This is a genomic window from Anaerococcus prevotii DSM 20548 (genome assembly GCF_000024105.1).
Lineage (GTDB): Bacteria > Bacillota > Clostridia > Tissierellales > Peptoniphilaceae > Anaerococcus > Anaerococcus prevotii.
The window spans coordinates 934,423-957,505 of record NC_013171.1 but is presented as its reverse complement, the minus strand read 5'-3'; the positions used below and the strand labels follow the sequence as shown (position 1 = coordinate 957,505).

General features: G+C 32.9%; 21 protein-coding genes and 2 other RNA genes. 2 read left to right on the top strand and 21 right to left on the bottom strand.

Going from position 1 to position 23,083, the window contains the following annotated elements; genetic code table 11:
* Position 1 precedes the first annotated feature (1 nt).
* From ptsP to APRE_RS04495, 7 genes are all read right to left on the bottom strand, one after another.
* Positions 2–1,705, bottom strand: a complete 1,704-nt coding sequence (ptsP, locus tag APRE_RS04520; protein WP_015777814.1) for a phosphoenolpyruvate--protein phosphotransferase — start codon at positions 1,703–1,705, stop codon at positions 2–4.
* 60 nt (positions 1,706–1,765) lie between these two features.
* On the bottom strand, positions 1,766–2,026 hold the full coding sequence (locus APRE_RS04515; protein WP_015777813.1) for an HPr family phosphocarrier protein: 261 nt from the start codon (positions 2,024–2,026) through the stop codon (positions 1,766–1,768).
* A gap of 79 nt (positions 2,027–2,105) precedes the next feature.
* Positions 2,106–3,116, bottom strand: a complete 1,011-nt coding sequence (locus APRE_RS04510; RefSeq protein ID WP_015777812.1) for a LacI family DNA-binding transcriptional regulator — start codon at positions 3,114–3,116, stop codon at positions 2,106–2,108.
* A gap of 52 nt (positions 3,117–3,168) precedes the next feature.
* Positions 3,169–3,612 (bottom strand): hypothetical protein, encoded by a 444-nt coding sequence (locus tag APRE_RS04505; protein WP_015777811.1) that lies wholly within the window; start codon positions 3,610–3,612, stop codon positions 3,169–3,171.
* A gap of 10 nt (positions 3,613–3,622) precedes the next feature.
* Positions 3,623–4,237: a YtxH domain-containing protein gene (locus APRE_RS04500; protein WP_015777810.1), complete on the bottom strand. Its 615-nt coding sequence runs from the start codon at positions 4,235–4,237 to the stop codon at positions 3,623–3,625.
* A gap of 67 nt (positions 4,238–4,304) precedes the next feature.
* A non-coding RNA gene (ssrS, locus tag APRE_RS09395) (6S RNA) lies at positions 4,305–4,471 on the bottom strand.
* 53 nt (positions 4,472–4,524) lie between these two features.
* Positions 4,525–5,358, bottom strand: coding sequence for an RluA family pseudouridine synthase (locus APRE_RS04495; protein ID WP_015777809.1), 834 nt, complete (start codon positions 5,356–5,358; stop codon positions 4,525–4,527).
* Positions 5,359–5,406: 48 nt separating this feature from the next.
* On the opposite strand from APRE_RS04495, the gene APRE_RS04490 reads away from it, so the two are divergent.
* A complete protein-coding gene (locus APRE_RS04490) occupies positions 5,407–6,192 on the top strand; it encodes an NAD(+)/NADH kinase (RefSeq protein ID WP_015777808.1) in 786 nt (261 codons plus the stop codon).
* Here APRE_RS04490 and APRE_RS04485 read toward each other — a convergent pair whose 3' ends face one another.
* The 9 genes from APRE_RS04485 to APRE_RS04445 all read right to left on the bottom strand — a co-directional run bounded on the left by APRE_RS04485 (position 6,193) and on the right by APRE_RS04445 (position 19,175).
* On the bottom strand, positions 6,193–7,704 hold the full coding sequence (locus tag APRE_RS04485) for a peptidoglycan D,D-transpeptidase FtsI family protein (RefSeq protein WP_015777807.1): 1,512 nt from the start codon (positions 7,702–7,704) through the stop codon (positions 6,193–6,195).
* The gene (locus tag APRE_RS04480) at positions 7,688–8,956 is read right to left on the bottom strand and encodes an FtsW/RodA/SpoVE family cell cycle protein (protein WP_015777806.1); all 1,269 of its coding nucleotides are present in this window, start codon (positions 8,954–8,956) and stop codon (positions 7,688–7,690) included. The genes APRE_RS04485 and APRE_RS04480 overlap by 17 nt, the downstream gene beginning before the upstream one ends.
* Positions 8,949–9,452: an FHA domain-containing protein gene (locus tag APRE_RS04475; RefSeq protein WP_015777805.1), complete on the bottom strand. Its 504-nt coding sequence runs from the start codon at positions 9,450–9,452 to the stop codon at positions 8,949–8,951. The genes APRE_RS04480 and APRE_RS04475 overlap by 8 nt, the downstream gene beginning before the upstream one ends.
* Before the next feature lie 190 nt (positions 9,453–9,642).
* Positions 9,643–11,337, bottom strand: coding sequence for a phospho-sugar mutase (locus APRE_RS04470; RefSeq protein WP_015777804.1), 1,695 nt, complete (start codon positions 11,335–11,337; stop codon positions 9,643–9,645).
* Positions 11,327–13,249, bottom strand: coding sequence for a type I pullulanase (gene pulA / locus APRE_RS04465; RefSeq protein WP_015777803.1), 1,923 nt, complete (start codon positions 13,247–13,249; stop codon positions 11,327–11,329). Before pulA ends, APRE_RS04470 begins: the two co-directional genes overlap by 11 nt.
* Positions 13,230–15,500 (bottom strand): glycogen/starch/alpha-glucan phosphorylase, encoded by a 2,271-nt coding sequence (locus APRE_RS04460; protein WP_015777802.1) that lies wholly within the window; start codon positions 15,498–15,500, stop codon positions 13,230–13,232. The genes pulA and APRE_RS04460 overlap by 20 nt, the downstream gene beginning before the upstream one ends.
* The gene (gene glgA / locus APRE_RS04455; protein WP_015777801.1) at positions 15,481–16,914 is read right to left on the bottom strand and encodes a glycogen synthase GlgA; all 1,434 of its coding nucleotides are present in this window, start codon (positions 16,912–16,914) and stop codon (positions 15,481–15,483) included. The genes APRE_RS04460 and glgA overlap by 20 nt, the downstream gene beginning before the upstream one ends.
* A gap of 1 nt (position 16,915) precedes the next feature.
* Positions 16,916–18,040, bottom strand: coding sequence for a glucose-1-phosphate adenylyltransferase subunit GlgD (gene glgD / locus APRE_RS04450; RefSeq protein WP_015777800.1), 1,125 nt, complete (start codon positions 18,038–18,040; stop codon positions 16,916–16,918).
* Position 18,041: 1 nt separating this feature from the next.
* Positions 18,042–19,175, bottom strand: a complete 1,134-nt coding sequence (locus APRE_RS04445; RefSeq protein WP_015777799.1) for a glucose-1-phosphate adenylyltransferase — start codon at positions 19,173–19,175, stop codon at positions 18,042–18,044.
* 171 nt (positions 19,176–19,346) lie between these two features.
* Between APRE_RS04445 and ssrA the strand changes: the two genes are divergently transcribed.
* Positions 19,347–19,701, top strand: a transfer-messenger RNA (tmRNA) gene (ssrA, locus tag APRE_RS09510).
* A gap of 167 nt (positions 19,702–19,868) precedes the next feature.
* On the opposite strand, the gene APRE_RS09725 is transcribed toward ssrA, so the two are convergent.
* From APRE_RS09725 to APRE_RS04425, 5 genes are all read right to left on the bottom strand, one after another.
* Positions 19,869–20,027 (bottom strand): hypothetical protein, encoded by a 159-nt coding sequence (locus APRE_RS09725; protein ID WP_169302047.1) that lies wholly within the window; start codon positions 20,025–20,027, stop codon positions 19,869–19,871.
* Between the two features lie 222 nt (positions 20,028–20,249).
* A complete protein-coding gene (locus APRE_RS04440; protein WP_015777798.1) occupies positions 20,250–20,432 on the bottom strand; it encodes a hypothetical protein in 183 nt (60 codons plus the stop codon).
* A gap of 1,137 nt (positions 20,433–21,569) precedes the next feature.
* Positions 21,570–21,776, bottom strand: a complete 207-nt coding sequence (locus APRE_RS04435) for a phage holin (protein WP_015777796.1) — start codon at positions 21,774–21,776, stop codon at positions 21,570–21,572.
* A gap of 9 nt (positions 21,777–21,785) precedes the next feature.
* Positions 21,786–22,535 carry a peptidoglycan amidohydrolase family protein gene (locus tag APRE_RS04430; RefSeq protein ID WP_015777795.1) on the bottom strand — a complete coding sequence of 250 codons (750 nt, stop codon included), beginning with the start codon at positions 22,533–22,535 and terminating at the stop codon, positions 21,786–21,788.
* A 114-nt stretch (positions 22,536–22,649) separates the two neighbouring features.
* A complete protein-coding gene (locus tag APRE_RS04425; RefSeq protein WP_015777794.1) occupies positions 22,650–23,015 on the bottom strand; it encodes a hypothetical protein in 366 nt (121 codons plus the stop codon).
* Positions 23,016–23,083 lie beyond the last annotated feature (68 nt).

The following is a 23,083-nucleotide window of genomic DNA, read 5'->3' as shown; positions in this document are numbered from 1 at the left end:
TTTAATTATGCTCTTTTACTAAATTCTCTACTTCCTCAGTTAATTCGCAGTCAAGAACCTTGTCAGCAAATTTCGCTTCTTCTTCTTGGCTGGATGTTATAATTGTATCTTTAATCTCAGCAATCTTAGCTGATGATCCAGAAAATTCATCTAAGCCTAGACCAAGAAGTAATTTAGTTGCTTGTGTATCTGATGCGAAAGCTCCGCACATGCCAGTCCATTTACCAGCCTTGTGAGAAACGTCTATTACATGCTTGATTGCTCTTAAAACAGCAGGGTTAAAGTTTGAGTAATAGTCTGCTATGTGCTCATTTCCTCTATCTACTGCCAATGTGTATTGAGTTAAATCGTTTGTTCCTATAGAGAAAAAGTCAGCGTACTTTATAAATTTATCAGCCATAATAATAGATGATGATGTCTCAACCATTATTCCAACATCAAGGTCTTTGTTGTAGGCGATACCTTTTTCGTCTAGTTCTTCTTTGATTTCTTCAATTAGATTTCTCGCTTCCTTTAATTCATCTATATTTACTACAAAAGGAATCATAATCTTAAGATTTCCGAAAGCAGATGCTCTAACTAGGCCTCTTAGTTGGTCTTTAAACATTTCTTTTTTGTCTAGACAAAGTCTTATAGCTCTGTAGCCTAAAAATGGATTATCCTCTTTTGGGAATTCGAAATAATCAAGTCCCTTATCTCCACCAATATCAAGTGTTCTTATAATTAGAGGTTTATCTCCAAGCATTTGTGTAGCTTCTTTGTAAACTTCAAATTGACTTTCTTCTGATGGGAAGTCAGAGTTTTGCATGTATAAAAATTCTGTTCTAAATAAACCAACTCCATCACAACCATTTTCTATAGCAAGCTTTAAATCTTCAATATTTCCAATATTGGCAGAAACTTCAATCTTCTTGCCATCTGTACTGATTGCTTCTTTATCTTTTATTTCTTTTAATCTTTCTTTCTTCTCTTTTTGTTCTTTGATTAATAGTTCATATTTAGATATTTCTTCATCTGATGGATTAACTATTAAAATTCCCTCATTTGTGTCGAGAATTGCTTTTTCTCCACCTTTTACATTTTTAGAAATATCTCCCATTCCTACAAGTGCTGGAATGTCGAGTGTTTGTGCTATTATCGAAGTATGGCTTGTCTTACCACCAAGGTCTGTTGCAAAACCTACTACTGCTTCTTTATCCATATTTGATGTGTCAGATGGCGTAAGCTCTTTTGATATAACAATACTTCCCTTATCAAGATTTGATAGAGTCTTTGGTGTGATACCTTTTAGCTTATACATTACTTGGAATCCTATATCTTGGTAGTCGCTTGCACGTTCTCTCAAGTAATCATCATCTATTTGACTCATAATCTCAACCATTTCTTTGATAGTCTCATCTAGAGCCATCTCGCTATTTTTTAGCTCATTTGTTATTTTAGATTCTATAGTATCTGTAAAATATGGATCAGAAAGAAGCTCTGTATGAGCCTTTGCTATATTTGATTGAGCTTCGCTTGCTCCTTCTAGCTTTGCTAAGTCTTGTATATAATCATCAATCGCCTTTTTTACTTTGGCGAACTCTTCTTTTGTATCATTTTCTCCGATTTTGTTATCGCTTATTACAACTTTATCTCTAGTAAATAAATACAAATTGCCTATAGCAACGCCACTACTGGCAATTAAACCTTTATATTTTTCGCTCATAATTATTACTCCTTATTTTAAAAAAAGGATACTGTAACAGTATCCTTAATAACAATCGTATTATTCAGATAAGTTATTGATAAATTCAACTAATTCATCTGCAAATTTTTCTTCATCTTCACCTTCTACTACTAAAGTAATTTCTGTTCCTTTAGCAATTCCAGGGCTCATAACGTTGAAGATTGATTTAGCATTTGCTTCTTTACCTTCTTTGATTATCTTAACTTCACCTGGGTAGTTTTTTACAAATTGTACTAATGATGCTGCTGGTCTAGCGTGTAATCCAGTTTCATTAGCTACTACAACTTTTCTTTCTGCCATAATTGATTGCCTCCTATTTTATTATTACAATTCTATTTTACTATTTTTTTATGAATTAACAATAAGATTATAATTATTGTTAATTAATTGACTTTGTTGACTCTCTTTCTACAACTTGACCGTCTATAATCCAATCGTCTTCAAGTATATCTTCTTCTTCCTTTATCCTTTTTATTAAGGCACGAATAGATATAGCCCCAATATCATAATATGGAATAGATACTGTACTTACTTTTGGTCTATATATACTTGCTATATTTGAGTCGCCAAATCCAGTAACTGATAAGTCCTTAGGTACATCTATACCGTTATCTACACAATAGTTCATAAAACCAATTGCTACTTCATCATTTACACATGACACTGCTGTTATAGTTTCTTCTTTAACAAGCTTTAGGGCTTGTCCACCTATATTGTATCCATCATCAGAGCTTATGCCTTTTGTATTAATCACAAATTCTTTCTTTCCAGACTCAGATAATGCATCCCTATAACCCTTTAGCATGTTTTGGTTAAGTATGTTGTTTTCTTCATGATTTATATATAAAATATTCTCATGACCATTTTCTATTAAACTTTCGATAAGCCTTTTTTCTTCTGCAGCATAATCAACCTTTACAGATTTAACGTTCTTATAGGTATGATATTTATCTAAAAGAACAAAAGGAATTCTCCTATCTCTTAATTTCACAAGAACTTCTGGTGAAATATTTTCAGTTATTATAACTAGGCCTTCTACTTGTTTTGTCGCAAGGAAGTCAATTGAGTTTTCTAGAGCTTCTTCATCACCATAAGAACTAGACAATAGAATATCATACTTGTATACTCTACCAATCTCTTCAATCCCTCTAATAAGTTGAGCCATGTATTCTATACCTATATCCTCGACAATTACACCAACTAGGTTCGATTTACGCATTACAAGTGATCTTGCTAGCTCATTAGGCTTAAAGTCGAGTTTATTTATTGCATCCAAGACTTTCTTCCTAGCTTCAGGACTAACAGGCTTGGAATTATTCATTACTCTAGATACAGTTGAAATTGACACTCCCGCAAGCTTTGCTACATCTTTAATTGTTGGTTGACCCATATTTCCTCCTTAAATAAGAAATAATAAAGGCCATCGCTTGATGACCTTAACTTTATCTACCTGATATTACATTTCTTGCTATATCAATTACATCCATAATTAATGTTGAATAATCAGTTATAGAAGCAACCCCAGCACCTAATGTATCGACACTATCAACAGCAGTAACTCCGACATAATTTACAGTATCTCTTAAGTCATCAGTAATGCTATTTACATTTGTCATTGTATCATTTGCTTTGGCTATTGCCATTTTTAGATTAGGATCAGCTACGATTGTGTTAACATTTGCTACAAGCGTATTTGCTTGATCAGCTATATTAGGCAATTTGTCTATTACTTGATCAAGATTGTCTGAGTTCTTGTCAAGCACTCCTTGGACCTTGGTCACTAATGAATTTAGATTCTTTAGGAGAAGCACTAAAAACACTAGGGCAACTATGCCTAAAATCGTTAAAATAATATTTCCAAGAAGATCTACATTTATTGTTAGCATCTAAATCTCCTTAGTTTTTCTTTGTATCTTTTTTAGCTTTTTCGTCTTCTTTTTTTACTTCCTTAGCGGTTTCTTTAGCTTCTTTTTTTACTTCTTTAGCGGCATTTTTTGTATCACTAGCAGCATCTTTCGCGTCTTCTTTGACTTCTTTTCCTGTTTCTTCTGCTACTTCTTTAGCCTCTTTAGCACCTTCTTTTACGATATCTTTAACATCGCTTGCTCCATCTTTGATGTTTTCTGCAGCATCTTTTGAGGCTTCTTTAATTTGACTTCCAGTTTCTTTTACTATTTCTGTACCATATTCAAAACCATCTTTAATTGGTTTTAGGTCAGTGTATGCTCTGTATCTAAGATCTTCGTAGCCGTCTTTTGCACTATCAACGGCATTGATAGCTCCATCTTTTACAGTGTCAACTGTATCGTTGAAGGCATCTACTATATCTTCTCTAGTTTCTTTTCCAGATTTTGGAGCAAGTAATAATCCAGCTGCGGCACCAACTAATGTACCTAAGATTGCTCCTTGAGCTCTCATTCTGCTGTCATGATTCTTTGCTTTCCAAATTTCGTATTTTACTTCTCTTTTTTTAGCTTGTGCTTTTTGTTCGATATAATCTGATATTGACATATGTTCTCCTTTATTATTTAGTCTTACTTAATTTATACCCAAAAATTGGCAAGTAAACCTAATTTAATTAAATCCTAAGGGGGCCCTATCTTTAAGACCTTCGCGTATGTGAAGGTGGGCAAGCTGTCTAGAATCTCTGACTTCCCCTCAAAGGAGGCTTGCCATCAAAGCTAGAACTCCGCAATCCCTTATAAAAGTTGTAGGTTTAAATTTGGACCGACACCTCAGGATAGTTTTATTATATAATATGAAAAGGATTTATGCAAATAATATTGTTTTCATTTTTCTTAAAGAAATCCTATAAATTTCGGATAATCATTTAATTTGATGTTTTCCTCATTATAAAAACTAGTAAACTCAAGCCTATAAGAATGAAGAAGAAACCTATCGAGATTTTTATCTGAACCGTATAGCTTATCGCCCCAAATAGGATGTCCCAAATCTGTAAGACTTGCCCTGATTTGGTGAGTCCTTCCTGTTAGTATTTCACACTCAATTATTGAGAAATCACAATTGATCCTTATTGATTTAAAGTAAGTCCTAGATATTTTCCCCTTGTCTGAAGGCTCATAATTTTTCTTTTTCTCGTTATATGAGAATTTATTTTCGTACAAAGAATCAATATCTAACATTCCTTCCACTACAGCTAAATATTTTTTCTTCATAGTATTTTCTTCTAACTGTTTTTGATAATAAGCATGTGAATACTTATTCTTAGCTATTAGCATAAGACCTGATGTATCCATATCAAGCCTGTTAACAAGCCTTATCTTAGATTCTTGGCCGCTATCAATAAAATAATTGGCTATGTAGTTAGATAAGCTTATCTGGTTTTTAGAATTCACAGTTATGTTAGCTTCCTTACTTATAACTAAACTGTTGTCGTCTTCATAGACTATATTAATACCACCTTTTTTCGGCTCATAGTCGACTCTCTCGTCTTCTATAATAATTTTCAACTCATCACTTTTTTTAAGATTAAGACTTTTTCTTTGCTTCTTCCCATTTAAAATGTAGCCTGTCTTTAAAATATCCTCTATGCTCTTTTTTGAAAAGTTTTTAGCTTTTAGGAACTGCCTTACACTTGTATTTTCGTGAACTTCATATTTTATATATTTCATATTCCTTCCTCTATGATATAATAATATATTATATGAGAGGAGGGAAAAATGACAAATAAAATCAATGTTTTTAAAAATAAGTCTAAATTTTCTAGATCCATTTATCAAAAATGCAAGAAGATTTTTTACAAATACGGTTATACCTTAACTACTACTTATGAAGAAGATGCTGTTTTAAATCTTGTTATAGGAGGAGATGGTACTTTTTTAAATGCGGTTCACCTATCTAACTTTTCTTCTATTCCTTTTATTGGAATAAATACTGGTCATCTAGGTTTTTATCAAGAAATAGAGGTTAATATGTTAGATAACTTTATCAAGTCTTTTAATCAAGGCAATTACAACACAGAAAGCCTTTCTATTCTGGAAGCAAAAGTTAACAACAAGGTAATTAACTCTATAAATGAAGTTGTTATTAAGAGCGATAGGAACCAAATCGTTAGATTAAAAGTCTTTATAGATGGTAATTATATAGAATCATTTTCGGGAGATGGTCTAATTATATCTACCCCACATGGATCTACTGCCTATAATTTATCAGCTGGCGGAGCGATCCTTCATCAATCTCTAAATGGATTCCAGCTAACGCCTATAGCTCCGGTTTATTCAAATATGAACAAGGCCTTAAGGTGCCCCGTAGTCTTACCGAATGACGCCACTATTGATATTTCTGTTTCTAAAAGAGATAACTACCACACTTTATTTATCTTTGATGGCAAGGAATACTCCACAAAAGATTATAAAATTAGGATTAAAGTATCAAATACGAAAATAAAAAAACTTATTCTCAATAAAAACCACTACTGGAATAATATCAAGAATAAGTTAATGTAATTATTCTATTGTCTGATAAATTTCACTTATTATATCCCTTGCAATCGGAGCGGCTACTACACCTCCCGTATCGTCACTATCTTCGACTACTAGAGCAATTGCAAGGTCTGGATCATAGGCAGGAGCAAATCCTACAAACCAAGCATCCAACAGATTATTTTCTTTATCTGCAGTTCCTGTCTTTCCTGCTATTTGTACAGAGTCCAGATATGCGCTTGTTCCAGTACCTTCATTTACAACTGATACCATCATATCTCTAATATAGTTTGCATTTTCAACACTTGTTACTTCGCTTAGGACTTTATCTTTCTTCTCTTCAATTATTTTTCCGTCCTTATCAATAACCTTTGTCACAAGTCTTGGTTGCATCATCTTTCCTTCATTTGCTATAGCAGAGGTAATCATAGCCATATGAAGTGGGCTTATCTGTGTCTTACCATATCCAAAGCCTGTCATTGCTAAGTCAACTTGGTTTAGGTCATTGAAAGGGATTATGGCATTATTCTTATCCATATCGAATTCATAGTCCTTATTGATCATAAACTTCTCAGCAAGTTCCTTATATTTATCTCTCCCTAGATCATTAGTCTTAGAAGCGAAATAGGTATTTATAGAATTAACAAAGGCAGATCTTAGATTGACCATCCCAAAAGCTTGATCAGCAAAGTTTTTGATATCATAGCCTTGGATATTCTCAACTCCAGTGTCATTGTAAGATGTATCAATATCATAATTTAATACACCAGTTGCTGTTACAATCTTAAAGGTAGATCCTGGTCTATAGGCACCAGATGTCGCCCTATTTACGAGAGGACCATCTGTATTTTGTATAAGAAAATCCCAATCTTCATCTACACTATTTGGATCATAGCTAGGATTGGACACTAAAGCAAGTACTTCGCCAGTCTTTGGGTTCATAACAACGCAAGAACCTTTTATATCTTTAATATGTTCATAAACTATTTCTTGAATATTTTGATCTAAGGATAAATGAACATCATAACCCGTATCATTTTTTACTACCATCTTCCTAAAGTTAGATAGATTTTCTCCACTAAGGGCTAGAAGCTCCTTGTTATAAGACTTCTCTATACCAGTTTTTCCATAAGTTTTGGAAGAATATCCTGTAACTGATGAGGCTGACTTTCCGTAGTTATAAATCCTATATTGACTCCCATCGCTATCTTCCTCACTATAAGCAAGGACATTGCCATTTCTATCGTAGATAGAACCTCTTTTGATATTATCCTCATTAACCCATAACCTTCTGTTATGAGAATCATTTTCTATATCAGATCTTTTAAAAAGTTGAAAATATACTAAATATAGAGCGAGAGTCATAAAAAGAGCCACGAAAAACACCATGACAAAGACAAGCCTTTTGTTAAGTGTCGTCTTCGATATGATATTTAACTTATCGATATCTTCTAATCTCTTCTCCTCTTCAATTTGTTTAATTTTGTCAATCAAAGATTGAGAATTTTTTCTTTTTTTATCAATTCTTTTCTTCATCTAATTCATCACCATACTTAATTTCTTCCCCTGAATATTGTAAACAACCTAGAAGAATGAATCCTGCAATCATTGAAGATCCACCCTGGCTAATAAAGGGTAGTGTCACCCCTGTAAGTGGAATTAACTTTAGGACGCCCCCTAAAATTATAAAGGTCTGCAAGGCAAATAATATTCCTATACAAAATGCTAGGATAGAGTAAAATTTATCCTTTTGTATTAGGGAAATCTTAATAGCCCTATAAACAAGGATCATAAATAGCAAGACTACAGCTATTCCCATAAATATTCCCATCTCCTCACAAATAGCAGAAAAGATAAAATCAGATTCAGCGACTGGTATGAAGTCAGGTCTACCAAGTCCTATTCCACTTCCAAAAAGTCCACCGCTTGCCATAGCAAATAAGGCCTGGGTTATCTGATAACCTGTTGCGTCGATATCTGACCAAGGATCCTTCCAAGTGGCTACCCTAATTCTAACGTGAGAAAATAGAAAATATGCAATAATTGATCCTAAAATCATAGCTAAAAGGTTAATCAATATTAGCTTTCTATCTCTATCGTATACAAATTGACTTAGTATCATAGTTCCAAAAAATATCAAAGCTGTACCCAAGTCTTTTTGTAGAAATAGAAATCCTATAAATATAAATATTACTAAGTTCATATAATATTTACCGAAAGGTCTTTTGCAAAACTCGTTATAATGAGTATAGAAACTTGCTATAAAAAAGGCTAAGGGTACCTTAATGAACTCTGACGGCTGAATACTTACCGGTCCCAAATAAATCCAGTTCTTAGCTCCGCCAAGATAAGAACCGAATACAAGAGTCAGTATAAATAATACTACTGAAATTCCAACATAAAACTTAGATAATTTATGCCAAGAGCTGTATGACTTTAATATAAAATATGTTATAAAAAACATAACAAGGCCAACTAAATAATACTGTAACTGTCTCTTTCCTAGTGAGGGATCTAGCCTATAGATAACCGAAACACCTATAGAAAAAAGCATATTTACAATCATTAGCAAAATCCCATCAGATTTTATGACTTTGTTTATCATAAAACTCGATATCAAAGTTGCAACTAAAATTGCTAAATATGTTATAAAATCTGTATTAGTAATATTTTTTATATTATAAATCAATGCTAAGGAAAGGGCTAAGAATTCAAAGGCAAATAGCAAGAAAAGAGCCTTCCTCTGCGCCTTATTTTTGTTTATAGTAAGATTTCTTAACCTATTCATTGCCATCACCTTGGATGAATAAGAATTGAAGTTTACCGATATTTATTATATCGTTAGATTTTAATTCTATCGCATCCTCAATCCTTTCGCTATTTAGATAAGTCCCATTGGCGGATTTTAGGTCTTCTAAGAAAAATATTCCCTCGTCTTCTACAATCCTTGCATGAAATTTAGACATAAACTTATCTTTAATACAAATACTATTTCTGTCATCCCTTCCAATAGTGTTATCAGATGCCAAAAAATAAAATTCTTGAACGGTAAACGAGAAGTTCTCGCTTAAATTCAAAAGTTTTAGATATGTATCTGACTTAGATTCTTTCTTTAGTGTAGTTCTTACATCATAATATATGATTCTAATGATAGAATATATGAAGTAAAAAACTATAAATACAAAAATATACTTCAATATAGTTGATATCAGTTGATATAAAGTTAAACTTCCAAATACATTAACTGAAAATATTTTATCTATTACATTAAAAAAACTTTCCATCTTTATCTCCTTTTGATATATATTATTTCATTTTCTAAGAAAGTTCAAGTATTATGTATAAGTAATTTAAAAAAGTCGCCCCAAAGACGACTTTTTCTATAGCGATATCTTTTCTAGAAGCTGTGCAAATTACTCAGATTTTCTACAAATAAGATTTTATCACTAATTTTAATCAAGATTAGTTGTTGATTTATTCAATTGAATCTATAACATCTTGCATAAACTTATTTATATTTTCTAATTTCTTCTCAGAAGCCTCTAGGCTATCATCAATTGCATTAATGTAGACTTTTATTTTTGGCTCGGTTCCTGAAGGTCTTAGGGCAAACCATGAATTATCTTCAAGGTAGTATTTTAAAACATTTGACTTTGGAAGTCCTGTATTATCATTTTGGTAGTCTATGATATTTTTAACTTTTAGTCCACAAACTTCTTTAATAGGATTGTTTCTAACTTCTGTCATTATTCTAGAAATTCTTTCTTGTCCATCTAAACCTTCAAGAACAATAGAAACAACTTCATTTGAATAGTATCCATGCTCATTAAATAATTCATTTATCACATCAAGTAAGCTCTTACCCTTGGCCTTGTAATAAGCTGCCATTTCGGTAATCATCATTGCAGAGTTTACAGCATCTTTATCCCTAACGAAATCCTTGTAATTGTAGCCTATACTTTCTTCAAATCCAAATATAAATTTACCACTCTTATTTTCATCTAGCTCGTTTGCTACTGCGTAGATATTCTTAAATCCTGTTAGGACGTCATATACTTTTACTCCATATTTATTGGCAATAGGCTTAACTAAGTCTGTTGATACCAATGACTTAACTACAGCACCATTTTCTGGTAATTCATTATTTCCATCAAGTGCTTCTAGTATATAATTTGTCAATAGGGATCCAATTAGGTTACCTGTTAGGAATTTGTATTCTACATCCTTATCCAAAACTTCTACCGCACATCTATCAGAGTCAGGATCTGTTGCAAGTAAAAGCTCTGCAGATACTTTCTTGCCTAGTTCTTCAGAGTATTTAAAGGCCTTTGGATCTTCTGGGTTAGGATATCCAACAGTTGTAAAGTCAGGGTCTGGCTTTTCTTGCTCTTTAACTATATGGATATTCTTGAAATCTCTCTCGTCAAGAATTCTTCTAACTAGCTTGTTTCCACATCCATTTAGTGGAGTGTAGACAACGTTAATGCTTTTATCTATATCTTCATCATTGATTGTGCAAGATAAAACTTCCTTGATATAATCTTCTATCAATTGGTCATCAACATATTCAATGATCCCATCTTCAAGGCCCTTTGCAAAATCTATTCTTGGTATTTCAAAAAAGTCTGGGTGCTCTGCTATATGACCAAGAATTTTATCTGCAGTTTCATCTAAAATTTGGCTTCCTTCGTGGTTGTAAGCCTTATATCCGTTGTATTCTCTTGGGTTGTGACTTGCTGTTACCATGACACCAGCAACATTACCTAGCTTTCTTATTGTGTAGGAACATACTGGTGTTGGTTGGATTTCTTTGTGTATATATACCTTAATTCCATTAGCAGCAAAGACTTCCGCTGCTACTTTTGCAAACTCCTCTGACTTGTGTCTTACGTCGTAAGCAATTGCTACACCCTTTTTCTTTGCTTCTTCGCCACCTTCTGCTATAGTATCAGCAAAACCTTGACTTGCTTGAGCAACATTGTATACATTCATTCTATTGGTTCCAACGCCTAGCTTACCCCTAAGACCAGCTGTACCAAATTTTAATGATTGATGGAATCGATCTTTTATTTCTTCATCATCGTCTTTTATGCTCAAAAGATCTTTTTTTGTTTCTTCATCAAATCTATCATCTTCTAGCCACTTTTTATAAATTGCTTTATAGTCCATTTTCCTCTCCTATTTTAAATACATTTACAGATTTACCTTCTACTATTAATCCTTCTTCTACATTAGTATTTGTTTTATTTATACCCTTTTTGGAAAAAATATTAATAATTTTGTTTACTGGAACAAGTGTTTTCAATTTTTCTTTTTCTATTTTCATTTCATTTACAGACGCATTAATAGCTACTAAATAATTTTCATTATTTGACTTTATTTTATAAACTACTAAAGACTCGTCAATATCTTCCATAAAAGTTAGAGACTTTTTGATATCAGATGCTTTAGTTTTAGTAAAGGTCTTGATAGATTTTCTTAGTTTAATCAAATCCTTCGTGTAGTTAAATATATCCATATTATTTAACTTATCTTCCCATTTGATTGAATTTATTCTAAGTGGTGATCTATAGGAGTTTGCGTCGTTATTTTTACTATGATTAAATTCGTTACCCTCGTAGATAAATGGCTTTCCAAAAGATAAGAATATAAGACCAAGTGCTAGCTTAATATAAGAATCTATATCTCTAGTGTCATTCAAAGATACTGCCAGCTTATCATAGATTATAAGATTGTCGTGGCAATTAAAATAATTAATTGTCTCATTTGCATCATCAGCAAATCCAATTCTTCTATCATCGAATCTGATAGAGCCGGCTATACCGGTTTCAATCTTGGTTTTATTGGAAAAAATCCCTTGAATATAACCTTTCTCATAGCCATTTACATCGCCTTTTATAGCGTCTCTAAAGTCATCATTGAATACTCCGAATGAATTTGACCTCTGAGCTCCCTTTAGAATCTGCTTATCCAGAGGTAAAGGAGAATAAAATGCCATCCAAGGCTCTCCATATATAATAATATTAGGATTTATCTTCTTTAGTTTTTTTAGGGCGATTTTTATAGTATCCAGGTCAATTAGAGCCATAAGATCGAATCTAAATCCATCTACCTTATATTCTCTAACCCAATGGCAAAGAGAATCAATTATTAGCTTTCTTGTAAAAGCATTCTCACTTTTTACCTCATTACCAACACCAGATCCATTTGAAAAGCTCCCATCTTCGTTCATCCTATGATAGTAACCTCTTGCTAGAGTGTTAAGATTTGAATCATAAGACTTGAATGTGTGATTGTATACGACATCCATTACTACAGAGATATCATTCCTATGGAAGGTCTGAATCATCTTCTTCGCATCAACAATCCTAGATATAGGGTCATAGGGATCTGTGGCATAAGAGCCTTCTGGAGCGAAATATAATTCAGGATCATATCCCCAGTTGTAGTTATCATCATCAAAAAAATAGGAATCATCCTCATCTACTGATATAAAATCATAGATAGGTAATAATTGAACATGACTTATCCCAAGTTCTTTTATATTATCTATACCAGTGCTTACACCATTAAAGCTTCTTCCTTCTTCTGTAAGTCCTAGGAATTTCCCCTTCATCCTTACTCCACTAGACTTATCAGCGGTATAGTTTTTGACACTCATCTCATAGATTATTGCATCTTTTTCCAAGTTTTGGGGAAGTTTCTCGTCTCTAAAGCCAGAAGGATCTGTTTCTTTCATATCAACAACTACAGAACTTAGGCTATTTATAGATGCTGTAAAAGAGTAAGGGTCAGTTACTTCATACTTATTATCTACCAGATAATTATAATAGAATCCGCTATAGTCACCCTCTAAGGTAATTTCATAAATACCTATTTCATTTCTTAGCATTTGATATTTATCTTTTCTTACCTTCATATAATCATCACTTATCAAGAGATCTAGGGTATCTGAAGTTGGAGAGAAGACTCTGAAAGTTGTTTTATCTTTGCTATAAATCGCTCCTAGCTTTTCGTCTTCTATCTCCTCATAGGTCAGACTTTTGATTCTATCACTTATTTTAATTTTTGTTCCAATCATTTATACCATTCCTTATAATTTTATTATCTAATTTAAAATTATTCGCCCATAGTATATTATCGATTTCATTTTTAACCCATTTCTTCTTGTCTAGATAGTCTAGGTCAATTTTTCCTCTATTAACAACTAAATCCTCAAGGTCTTTGAATATTCTAAACGAATCGTTATACATCATGATTTGATCATACATCACTTTAAAATCATATGGGAAAATATCATAACTTTCTCTTATTAGATTTTCTATAGTATATCTTACCATATCATTGGAATAGTAAAAATTATTTGCATCGTAAGAAGCAGATTCATTATCATCAACTATTTCCCTGTAGCTATCACCTATGGTGTAAAAAGACTTGTTTTTTTCTATATTTTCGCAAATACCGCCCCTAGTAGTCAAGATATTTGTCATATTGAAAGCTGAGTTAAGCATATGGAAGTCTTGGTTATCCAAATTAGCTAGGGTCAAATTATTATATATGTCAGTTGCCTTCAAAATAATTTTAGACCTATATACATCCAGATCTTCTACAAAGACAATCTTTATTTTTTCTCTTATAATCTTATCCTTATCTATCATATGCTTTAAGGCTAGGATAAATTTAATTGTTTCCTTGGCCATATAATAACCTTCGTTTGCCTTCCCCGAAAATACATAAGTCTTAGGAGTCATCCTAATATTTGTATTTTCTTTAAAATAATAGTATTTATAGGCAATCGCCAAGGCATTTAATATTTGTCTTTTACTTTCATGAATAATAGAAAGTTGTACATCAAATAAGCTGTAAGGATTAATCTTCTCCTTTGCTAATTCTATTAGGTCGAGCTTGTTATGATATTTTACTTTTTCTAAATCATCGATGAAATCAGCATCATCTCTTAAATCTGCGATTTTAGAAATATCATATGAATGCCCGTCATAAAGGTCATTTTTTCTAAAAACCTCCATGAGTCGAGTATTATTTTTTTCTAGATACATTAGTCTATCTGTTCCAAGATTTGTGTAGGATAGCTTTCTTCTTGCTGTTTTTTCATCCTTTAAGATCTTAGATAGATAGATATAGTTGTTTGATAGGGCTAGGTTGATATTTTTGAAATATACGTATCCATTTTTGATCAAAAATATCTTTGGGTCTTCCTCCTGGAGGATTGATTGGATTGATATAATAGTTTCCAATATTTCAGGATTAATTCTTTTTATCATATCAACGGGATAGCTTTCGAGACTATCGCTAGTAATAGAAAATGCAATGTGCTCGAATATTCTCCTTGTTATAAATATTGCCTCTTTGGTATTAATAGAAAACCTCTGATTTAGGATCCTAATAAATTCAACCAAGGATATTGTTGGATGTATATCATTTACAAAGATTTTAATTCTCTCATCTATTCCTTCAATAGATCCGTATCTATTTAGGTATCTTTTAAATATATCTCTAATTGCGCTTGCTGAGTAGAAATATTCTTGTTTTAATCTTAGTAGTTTTCCGTCATATGAAGAATCATCTAAATATAGAAATTGGTTTATAGAGCTTGCACTTACATAATCGTCGTAGGCCTTAAATAAATCCCCTCTTGTAAATTCAGAATAGTTAATAGCCTGAGTAGGCTCGGACTGAAATAATCGGAGGGTGCTTACAAAATCAGCCTTGTCATTAACTATAGCTATATCATAGGCTATTGATTTATGCCTCTTACCATCTATATCTAACTCATATGAAAATCCTTTTTTGTGCTCCCAATTTGATCCTTCTTTTAGCCAATAATCAGAATACTCAACCTGTTTACCATCTACAATTTTTTGTTTGAGATTACCATTTTCATAACGAAGGGCATAGGCAACAGACCTTATTTTTTTATTAGCAAGTTCGCTTATAAGATAGCTAGATCCAATACCGATATCCCCGACACCAAGATTGGCCTCTTTTTCAAAATTGATTACATCTTCATAGGGAAATCCAATTTCTGCTAATACATCTCTAATCTCTTCTTCCTTGCCAAGTCTTGCTATATTTCTTTCAATAAATTTTCCAGGAAGGTACTCAAAACTTAATATATAGGCCTCAAATTCTTCTGTATCAGACTTGCTGTCTACCCATTTCCTGCCTATATCTTCCATCAAGGCTCTGCATAAACAATCATATACTTCGTTGATTCTGGCATTGTTCAAATCTTTAGCATAAAAAGAATACAAAAAGCTTTGTATTCTTTCTAATAAATTTCTTTCGTTTTTCTTAGTTTGCTTTAATTTCATTGTATAAATTTAAATATTTCTCACAAGACTTTTCCCAGTCATTGTTTTGACCCATAGCATTAGCTACGAGCTTCTTAAACTCCTCTTTATCTTCTTTGTATATTTTCAGAGCATCTTTAATACAGAATAGAAGTTCGTGAGCATTTATATTCGCAAATGAAAATCCAGTTCCTTCTCCTGTATATTCGTTATAGGCTATGACCGTATCCTTTAATCCCCCTGCCTCTCTTACTATTGGCAAGGATCCATATCTCATAGCTATAAGTTGACTTATGCCGCATGGCTCTGAAACACTTGGCATTAGATAAAAATCACTTCCAGCATAAATCTTATGACTTTCATCTCCACTATAATAAATTCTAGCTGCAAGCTTATCAGGGTATTTCCACTCAAAGTATTTAAACATCTCTTCATATGTGTAATCCCCTGTTCCTAAGACAACAAATTGAACGTCTTCTTGAAGAAGTTCATCCATAATGTATCTTACTAGGTCAAGTCCCTTCATTTCAGTCAGTCTCGAACAAATTCCTATCAAAGGGACATCTTCTCTTTCAGGTAGACCATACATCTTTTGAATGTCTAACTTATTTTTAACCTTATCATTGATAGAACCAATGTCATAATTTTGACTTATTAATCCATCTGTAGAAGGATCCCAAATATCAAAGTCTATGCCATTTACTATTCCTGTGAGTTTATACGAATACTGTCTAATAATTCCATCAAGACCTTCACCATAGAATGGGTATTGGATTTCTCTTGCATAATTTTCAGATACTGTATTAAATGCTGTAGAATGGATTATACCACCTTTCATAAAGTTAATAGCATCATAAAATTTAAGGTCATTTTCGTTAAAGTATGATCCATCAAGTCCAGCTAGTCTGAGGTTTTCTGAATCAAACACACCCTGGTATTTTAGGTTATGTATGGTGAATAGAGTCCTTACATCTTCATAGTAAGAATCTCCCCTTCTAAAATCATTTACAAAAACATTAACCATGGCTGTATGCCAATCATTAGAATGAATAATATCAGGATGAAAATTAATTTCTTTTCCTAAAAGGGTACATGCCTTGGAAAAGAAAATAAATCTCTCTGCATCATCGTCGAAACCATAGCATCCTTTTCTATCAAAATATTCTAAGTTATCAATGAAATAGAAAGTGACTCCATCCCATTTGAGCTGATAGACTCCAGCATATTGGTGTTTCCAATCAAGATCGACGTAAAATTCTGTTAACTTTTCCATCTTAGACCTATACTCGTCAGTTATTTCTCCATACAAAGGAAGAACAACCCTACAGTCTACGCCTTTTTTGACAAGCTCCTTTGGGAGAGCCCCTGCTACATCAGCAAGGCCTCCCGTCTTTATAAAAGGAACTGCTTCTCCAGTAAGAAAAAGAATATTCATATTACAATCCTTTCTCTAAATGTTCATCTTTTGATGTCACGAATGGATGAGACCTATTACCAAATAGTCTAGTATCCTTATCCACAAAAGTCCTCTTATCTGTGATAGCATAATTTAGAATTGCACCATCAGAAATTACAGTATCCTGGAATATTATTGAGTTCTTGATTGTAGCACCCTTACCAATATCTACACCTCTGAATATGATTGAATTTTCTACATCCCCTCTTATGATTGAACCATTAGCAATTAGAGAATTCTTTACATTAGATTCCTTAGTATAGGAGGTTGAAGGTTCATCTTTTGATTTTGTATAAACTAATCCATCTTCGTAGAAGAGTTGATCGAAGTCTTCTTTATTTAATAATTTCATGTTCGCTTCGAAGAAGGAATTAATATCAGATATTATTTCAAATTCCTTATTATGTCTATAAAAATCTATATTGGCATCTCCAGCAAAAGAAAATATAGCGTTAAGTAAGGACATTTGAGAATTTCTTTCCATTGCAGTCCTTAAGATTCTTAAGAATAGATCTCTCTTTATCATAATTGAGCCAAGGAATAGATCAATATCTTCACTCATTCCAAGATTTAGACCAACAGAGCAAGGCTTTCCTTCTTCATCAGATGAGATAATTCTTCTATTAAGATAATAACCGTCCTTATCAACAGTTTTGGAAGAAAATATTAAACAATCAAGGTTATTTGATTCCATTGTTTCCTTTGCATCAGTTATGTCTACCTTATTGATATACATTGGATTTTTAATGTAAATATAATCAGAAGGATGATCTTCAAAGTATCTAATAGTGTCGTAATATGTCTCTATCTCGCTGAGATTTCCATTAGAACTATATGAAGGAGAGTTTATTAATAGTCCACCATTTCTCCTATTTAGTTCCCAACTTTTTCCATTACCGATATGATCGAGTGTTGATCTAATCATCCTGTCCGCATACAAAACCACTCTTGAAATATCATGGTTAGCTATGTTTGATAGAGCAAAGTCTATTATTCTATATCTACCACCAAAAGGAAGCATATAGTCTGGCCTATGTTTACACAATACACCATAATTTCTCTCTTTAAATTCTGAACTATATATTAAAGCTACAATATTTGGCATATTATTCCTCCTCAATTCCTTCCTTGCTTACAAGATATACTTTTCCATCATCTTCCTTGCCAATACTATCGGTTATTGTCATATCAGATGCGACTACACAATTATAAATCTTGGCACCGCTTTTTACTTTAACCCCGTTTAGTAATACAGAGTTATAAACTTCAGCACCTTCTTCTACTTCTACACTTGAGAATAATACCGAATTACTTACCTTACCATCGATAACACAAGCCTCATTAACTAAAGAATCGCTAAGCTGTCCAGTTTTTCCTATTCTGTGAGGAGGTAAGTTAAGGGAAGCTGTATAAATCTTCCAGTTTTCGTCATAAATATCTAACTCGTTTTCAGGATCTATAAGATCTAGGTTTGCTTGCCAGAAGCTCCTTACAGTTCCTACATCTTTCCAATATCCATCAAATTTATAAACGTAAAGATTTAAACCTTCATCAAGCATTTTAGGAATAATATCCTTACCGAAATCATTAGAGGAGTCTTTATTTTTGCTATCTTCGATTAATTCTCTTCTTAATACTTGCCAATTGAATATATAAATTCCCATTGAAGCTAGATTTGATTTTGGATTTTCTGGTTTCTCCTCAAATTCAACAATCCTATCTTCATCATTGGTATTCATAATACCAAACCTTGAAGCTTCATCCCAATCAACTTCCATAACAGCGATTGTCGCATCCGCTCCATTTTTCTTATGAACATCTAAAAGCTCTCTGTAGTCCATTTTATATATATGGTCTCCTGAAAGAATCAGAACATACTCAGGATTAACCTCATCCAGATAATTAATATTTTCATATATAGCAGAGGCTGTACCTTCAAACCATCTACCGCCTTCTTCGGTGTAATATGGTGTGAGTATCCTTAGCCCTCCGAAATTTCTATCATAGTCCCATGGAGCACCTATTCCCAAGTGTTGGTTAAGTAATTGTGGCTTGTATTGGGTAAGCACACCTATATCTTTAATGTCTGAATTTGTGGAGTTGCTTAGGGCAAAATCTATAATTTTGTACTTTCCGCCAAAAGGTACAACTGGCTTTGCCATCTCTCTTGTTAAAGCTTTTAGTCTAGAACCTTGTCCTCCTGCTAAAAGCATGGCGCAAATCTTGTTAGAATTTCTCATATTTCCTCCTTGATAAGAAAATTTATCTCCTTCTATATATACCCATTGTATAAAAATATATATATCTAATGCATAAAAATTAAACTAAAGAAAAAAACCTTTTCTCACTTATATTTTAACTAACATCCTATCTTTTGACAAGTAAAACTTTAAAAGTATAATTAATTGAACGGGGGTGACTTGGTTTCGACGTGGTCGACGATCCCATGGTTGCAAGTCGTATGCTAAAACGTAAATTGGCAATTAAATATAAACGCAAACAACAATAGCGAAGCAAACTTCGCACTAGCTGCCTAATTTAAGGCAAGCAATAAATATCGAGCTCGTCGCAAGCCTGATATTTGTTTCATAATTTAGCGACAACTGTTGTATGTAAGCTTTGCCATACAATTAGTATCATGAAGCTAGCATAAGGATTTTTTGTAAGGTTTTTATTCTTTATGCAAAATTATAAATCTTACTAAGCTTGTAGATGCTATGGAGAAATCTTCCGCGGACAAGGGTTCAAATCCCTTCACCTCCACCATATAAATCAAGAGACGTCAAAAGGCTTCAAATCACTGTTTTGTAGAAGTTCGAAAATCAAAAAACGTCAAGAAACATCAAACTATCGTAACAAGTTTCGTAACAAGTTATAGAAATATTTTTTAAAAAAATAAGAGGCTTCGAGAGCCTCTTTTACTTTGCTTATAATTATTCATCTACCTTTCCGAAAATCTTCATATAGTCTTCGGCTTCTAAATTTATTTCCGTCCATTCCTTAGCTCTATCTTTACTTATATGAATGTACCCCTTGCAATCACTAGTATAGGCTCTATTTTGCGATATAAGCGACTTTATATCTTTAGGCATACTATAGGTATACTAATTTAAATTATAAATAGAGACTTTTATGATATTTTCGATTATAGTGATAAAATTCTGATTATAAATTCAAATTTTGGCAGTTTTTTAAAAATATCCCTACGTATTCCGACGATTAACCGACGATAATTTTATATCGGATTCAATTTCGTAACAAAAAAAGACCGCCCTTCAATAGACGGTCTAGGATAACCCATTATTATCATTATACTATTTATTTAGGTCTTTTTCTTTCTCTTCTATCATATTTTTTAGCTCTTCTAAATCTTCTAAAGTAGCCCTATTTCTTATAAATCCTCTGGCTGCACTTCTAGCGTTTAAATATCTTGTATATTCTCTATTTTTATCTTGCCATTTTTTATTTGCTCGTGTTTGTCCACTATTTTTATTCATTTTCCCTCTACCTTTTTTTAGAATTTCTGTAAGCCATCAAAGATATTATTAATGCGATTATCGATATAATCAATGTTATAACTCTTATAGTCATTTACTTTTAACAATGGATAAAGTATTATAGTATTGACCCCATAAGGGGGAAGGATAATTATTTATCCTTCTTGCTAGCCTTGTACTGTATGATAGCTGTTGTCAGTGTTACTATCGCAGTTGCAAGGCTTATTATTTTTTCTATAATATCCATTGCTTACCTCCTTTCTATACTTATATTATACTATCGATAGTATAATATGTCAATATTTTTCAAAATAAATACAAAAAAGCTACCCGATATTGGGTAGCCTAATGGTATTGCCTTTATAACTATTATATACTAATTCTAACTCTTTTTAAAGTAGGTTATCTTACATTCTCATATATAACATGTCCGTTTATATGCCTTTAAAGAAAGATAAAAATAAAAAAGCAAGCAAAAAGGAGAGCGGTTGAGACTCTCCCTTTGCTTGAGTGGGTTTAAACCGAGGTCGAGATTAAGATGAGGTTAGAGGGACGTTAATTCTCTATTCATCAATAAGCTATACTCGTTTTCGCTTATTCTCTTAACAGGATATTGTGGATATCTGTTGTCAACTACATTCTACCACAATTTATGGTAAAAGTAAATGAAATTAAAGACAACTATTAATTCTTTAAGTTCAATTTATTTTTCTTTTAAGGAGGCGACGAGTTACCCAATCATACAAAAACTTTAAAATCACTGGTTTAGACAACAGAAATGTTACTTAATCTTTTTAATCTCTAAAGCGAGCTTTATAACTGTCATTACTAAAATAATTATTTCTAATATTTTAACAACGTCCACATTAATCCCTTCTCGAACGAAAAACCATGTTGTTTTCTTAACTACTATACCATAAATCTATACACAAAAAAGACCACCGCACGGGTGGCCATAGGTATTGCCTTCATATTTATTTTATTCTAATGCTAACTCTTTTTCAAGTAAACATAAGCACAAAAAAAGCCCCACCCTCTACCAAAGGTGGGACGACAAGAGATCACGGAGAATATTTATCCCTTCTTAATTATCGAGGTAGATTTTTTACTTGCCTTGTTAATATTTTGATTCTTTTCCTAATTATTTTCTTTGTTGTATTTTGCACTTGATATCTTGACTAGAGATCCCAAAAGCGTATTAACTGCTGCTAGTACCGCAGTAACTCTTTCCAGGTTCCCATAGTTATAAGCCCCCAGTATAGCAACTATAAAAGTGCTTACTGGTATAGCTATCAAAGATATAGTTTTTAAAGTATCATAAACTTTATCATTTTTAAAAATCATTTTTACCTCCTAAAAAAGAATCCATGGAGTAGTATCTCCACTAGTATATCTATAAGCTACATAACGTCTTTTACCTGAATCATTGCCTATATATGAGATCCATCTACAGCCGTTTTCTTCATAAACTGAATCATAGTAGATATTTTCCCACGCTCCGTACTGTGCCACTATTGGTGCATCCGTACTTGGATATGCCCTCACATTACATACGGTAGTAGTTAGACCATGCCAATCTTCATCTTTAACCTTATTCCATTTAGTAGATGAAGTGTTTTTATTTTTAGGATTAGATTCTTCTACTGCTCCTATAGGTCTAAAGTACCTTACAGGATAGTAAGAATCATCTAGATAGTACCAATACCCTTCATTCTCATTGTTAGTTGTTACTGTCCAGTTAAGTCCAGCGTTACAGTGGATGATCTCCCCTTTTCTTAAGAAAATACCAGTATGGCCATACTCTCCACCACTTCCGCCTTCTACACCTTTTACAAAGATATCTCCTTCTCTTACTTCATCGTAAGAGATTTCTTTAAGATACTTGCCTTCTCTCGCTAATCTGAATAAGTCTTCTGTGGATCCATTCCATGTTGTCTCAGGTATAAATCCACCTTTCTTGAGAGACTTATAAACAAAAGATGAACAGTCGTCTGTAGCACTGTTGTAGCTTGCTTCCTTTCCGATTCTTCCTCCGCCCATTACATATTCTGGCACATGCCATCTACTCTTTGCATAGTCAATCATTGCTTTTACACTTCCCATAATTACCTCCTTGTGAAAATGCTTGTGATGAGTTTTCCTCTAAATTTCAACGTTCTTCGTCTTTCTTGTGAATGTCCGTGTGCACATCAAAAGGACTAACTTTCGCTAGCCCTATCAACGTTTTAAATCTTTCAATTCCTTCTTAATATCCTCTGCCATCTCTTTTGTGAAAAGCTCGTTTGTGGTGGATTGTAGCTTGTCGATTTTGTCGTCAATCTTGTCCACCTTAGAGTTTAGATTCCCTAAGCTCTGCTTGCTGTCTGCGGAGTGCTTATCCAGGATAGCCTCATGAATATTAAGCATAGTAGTATTGTCAGCAATTATATTTGTGAGCTTATCATTAATCTCATTACTCTTTTCAAACCACTTGTCTTGGTTTCTCTGCCAGGTTCTCTTATCTGTGATAGAGAAATAGAAAAATATTCCTGCTATCACAATTAAGACGCCAAAATCCGCCACTGCTTTTGTGATTTCTAACACAACTTAATCACTTCCTTTCTTAATATTTATATAAAAAAGAGAGCATAAGCTCCCTTAATTACCCTATC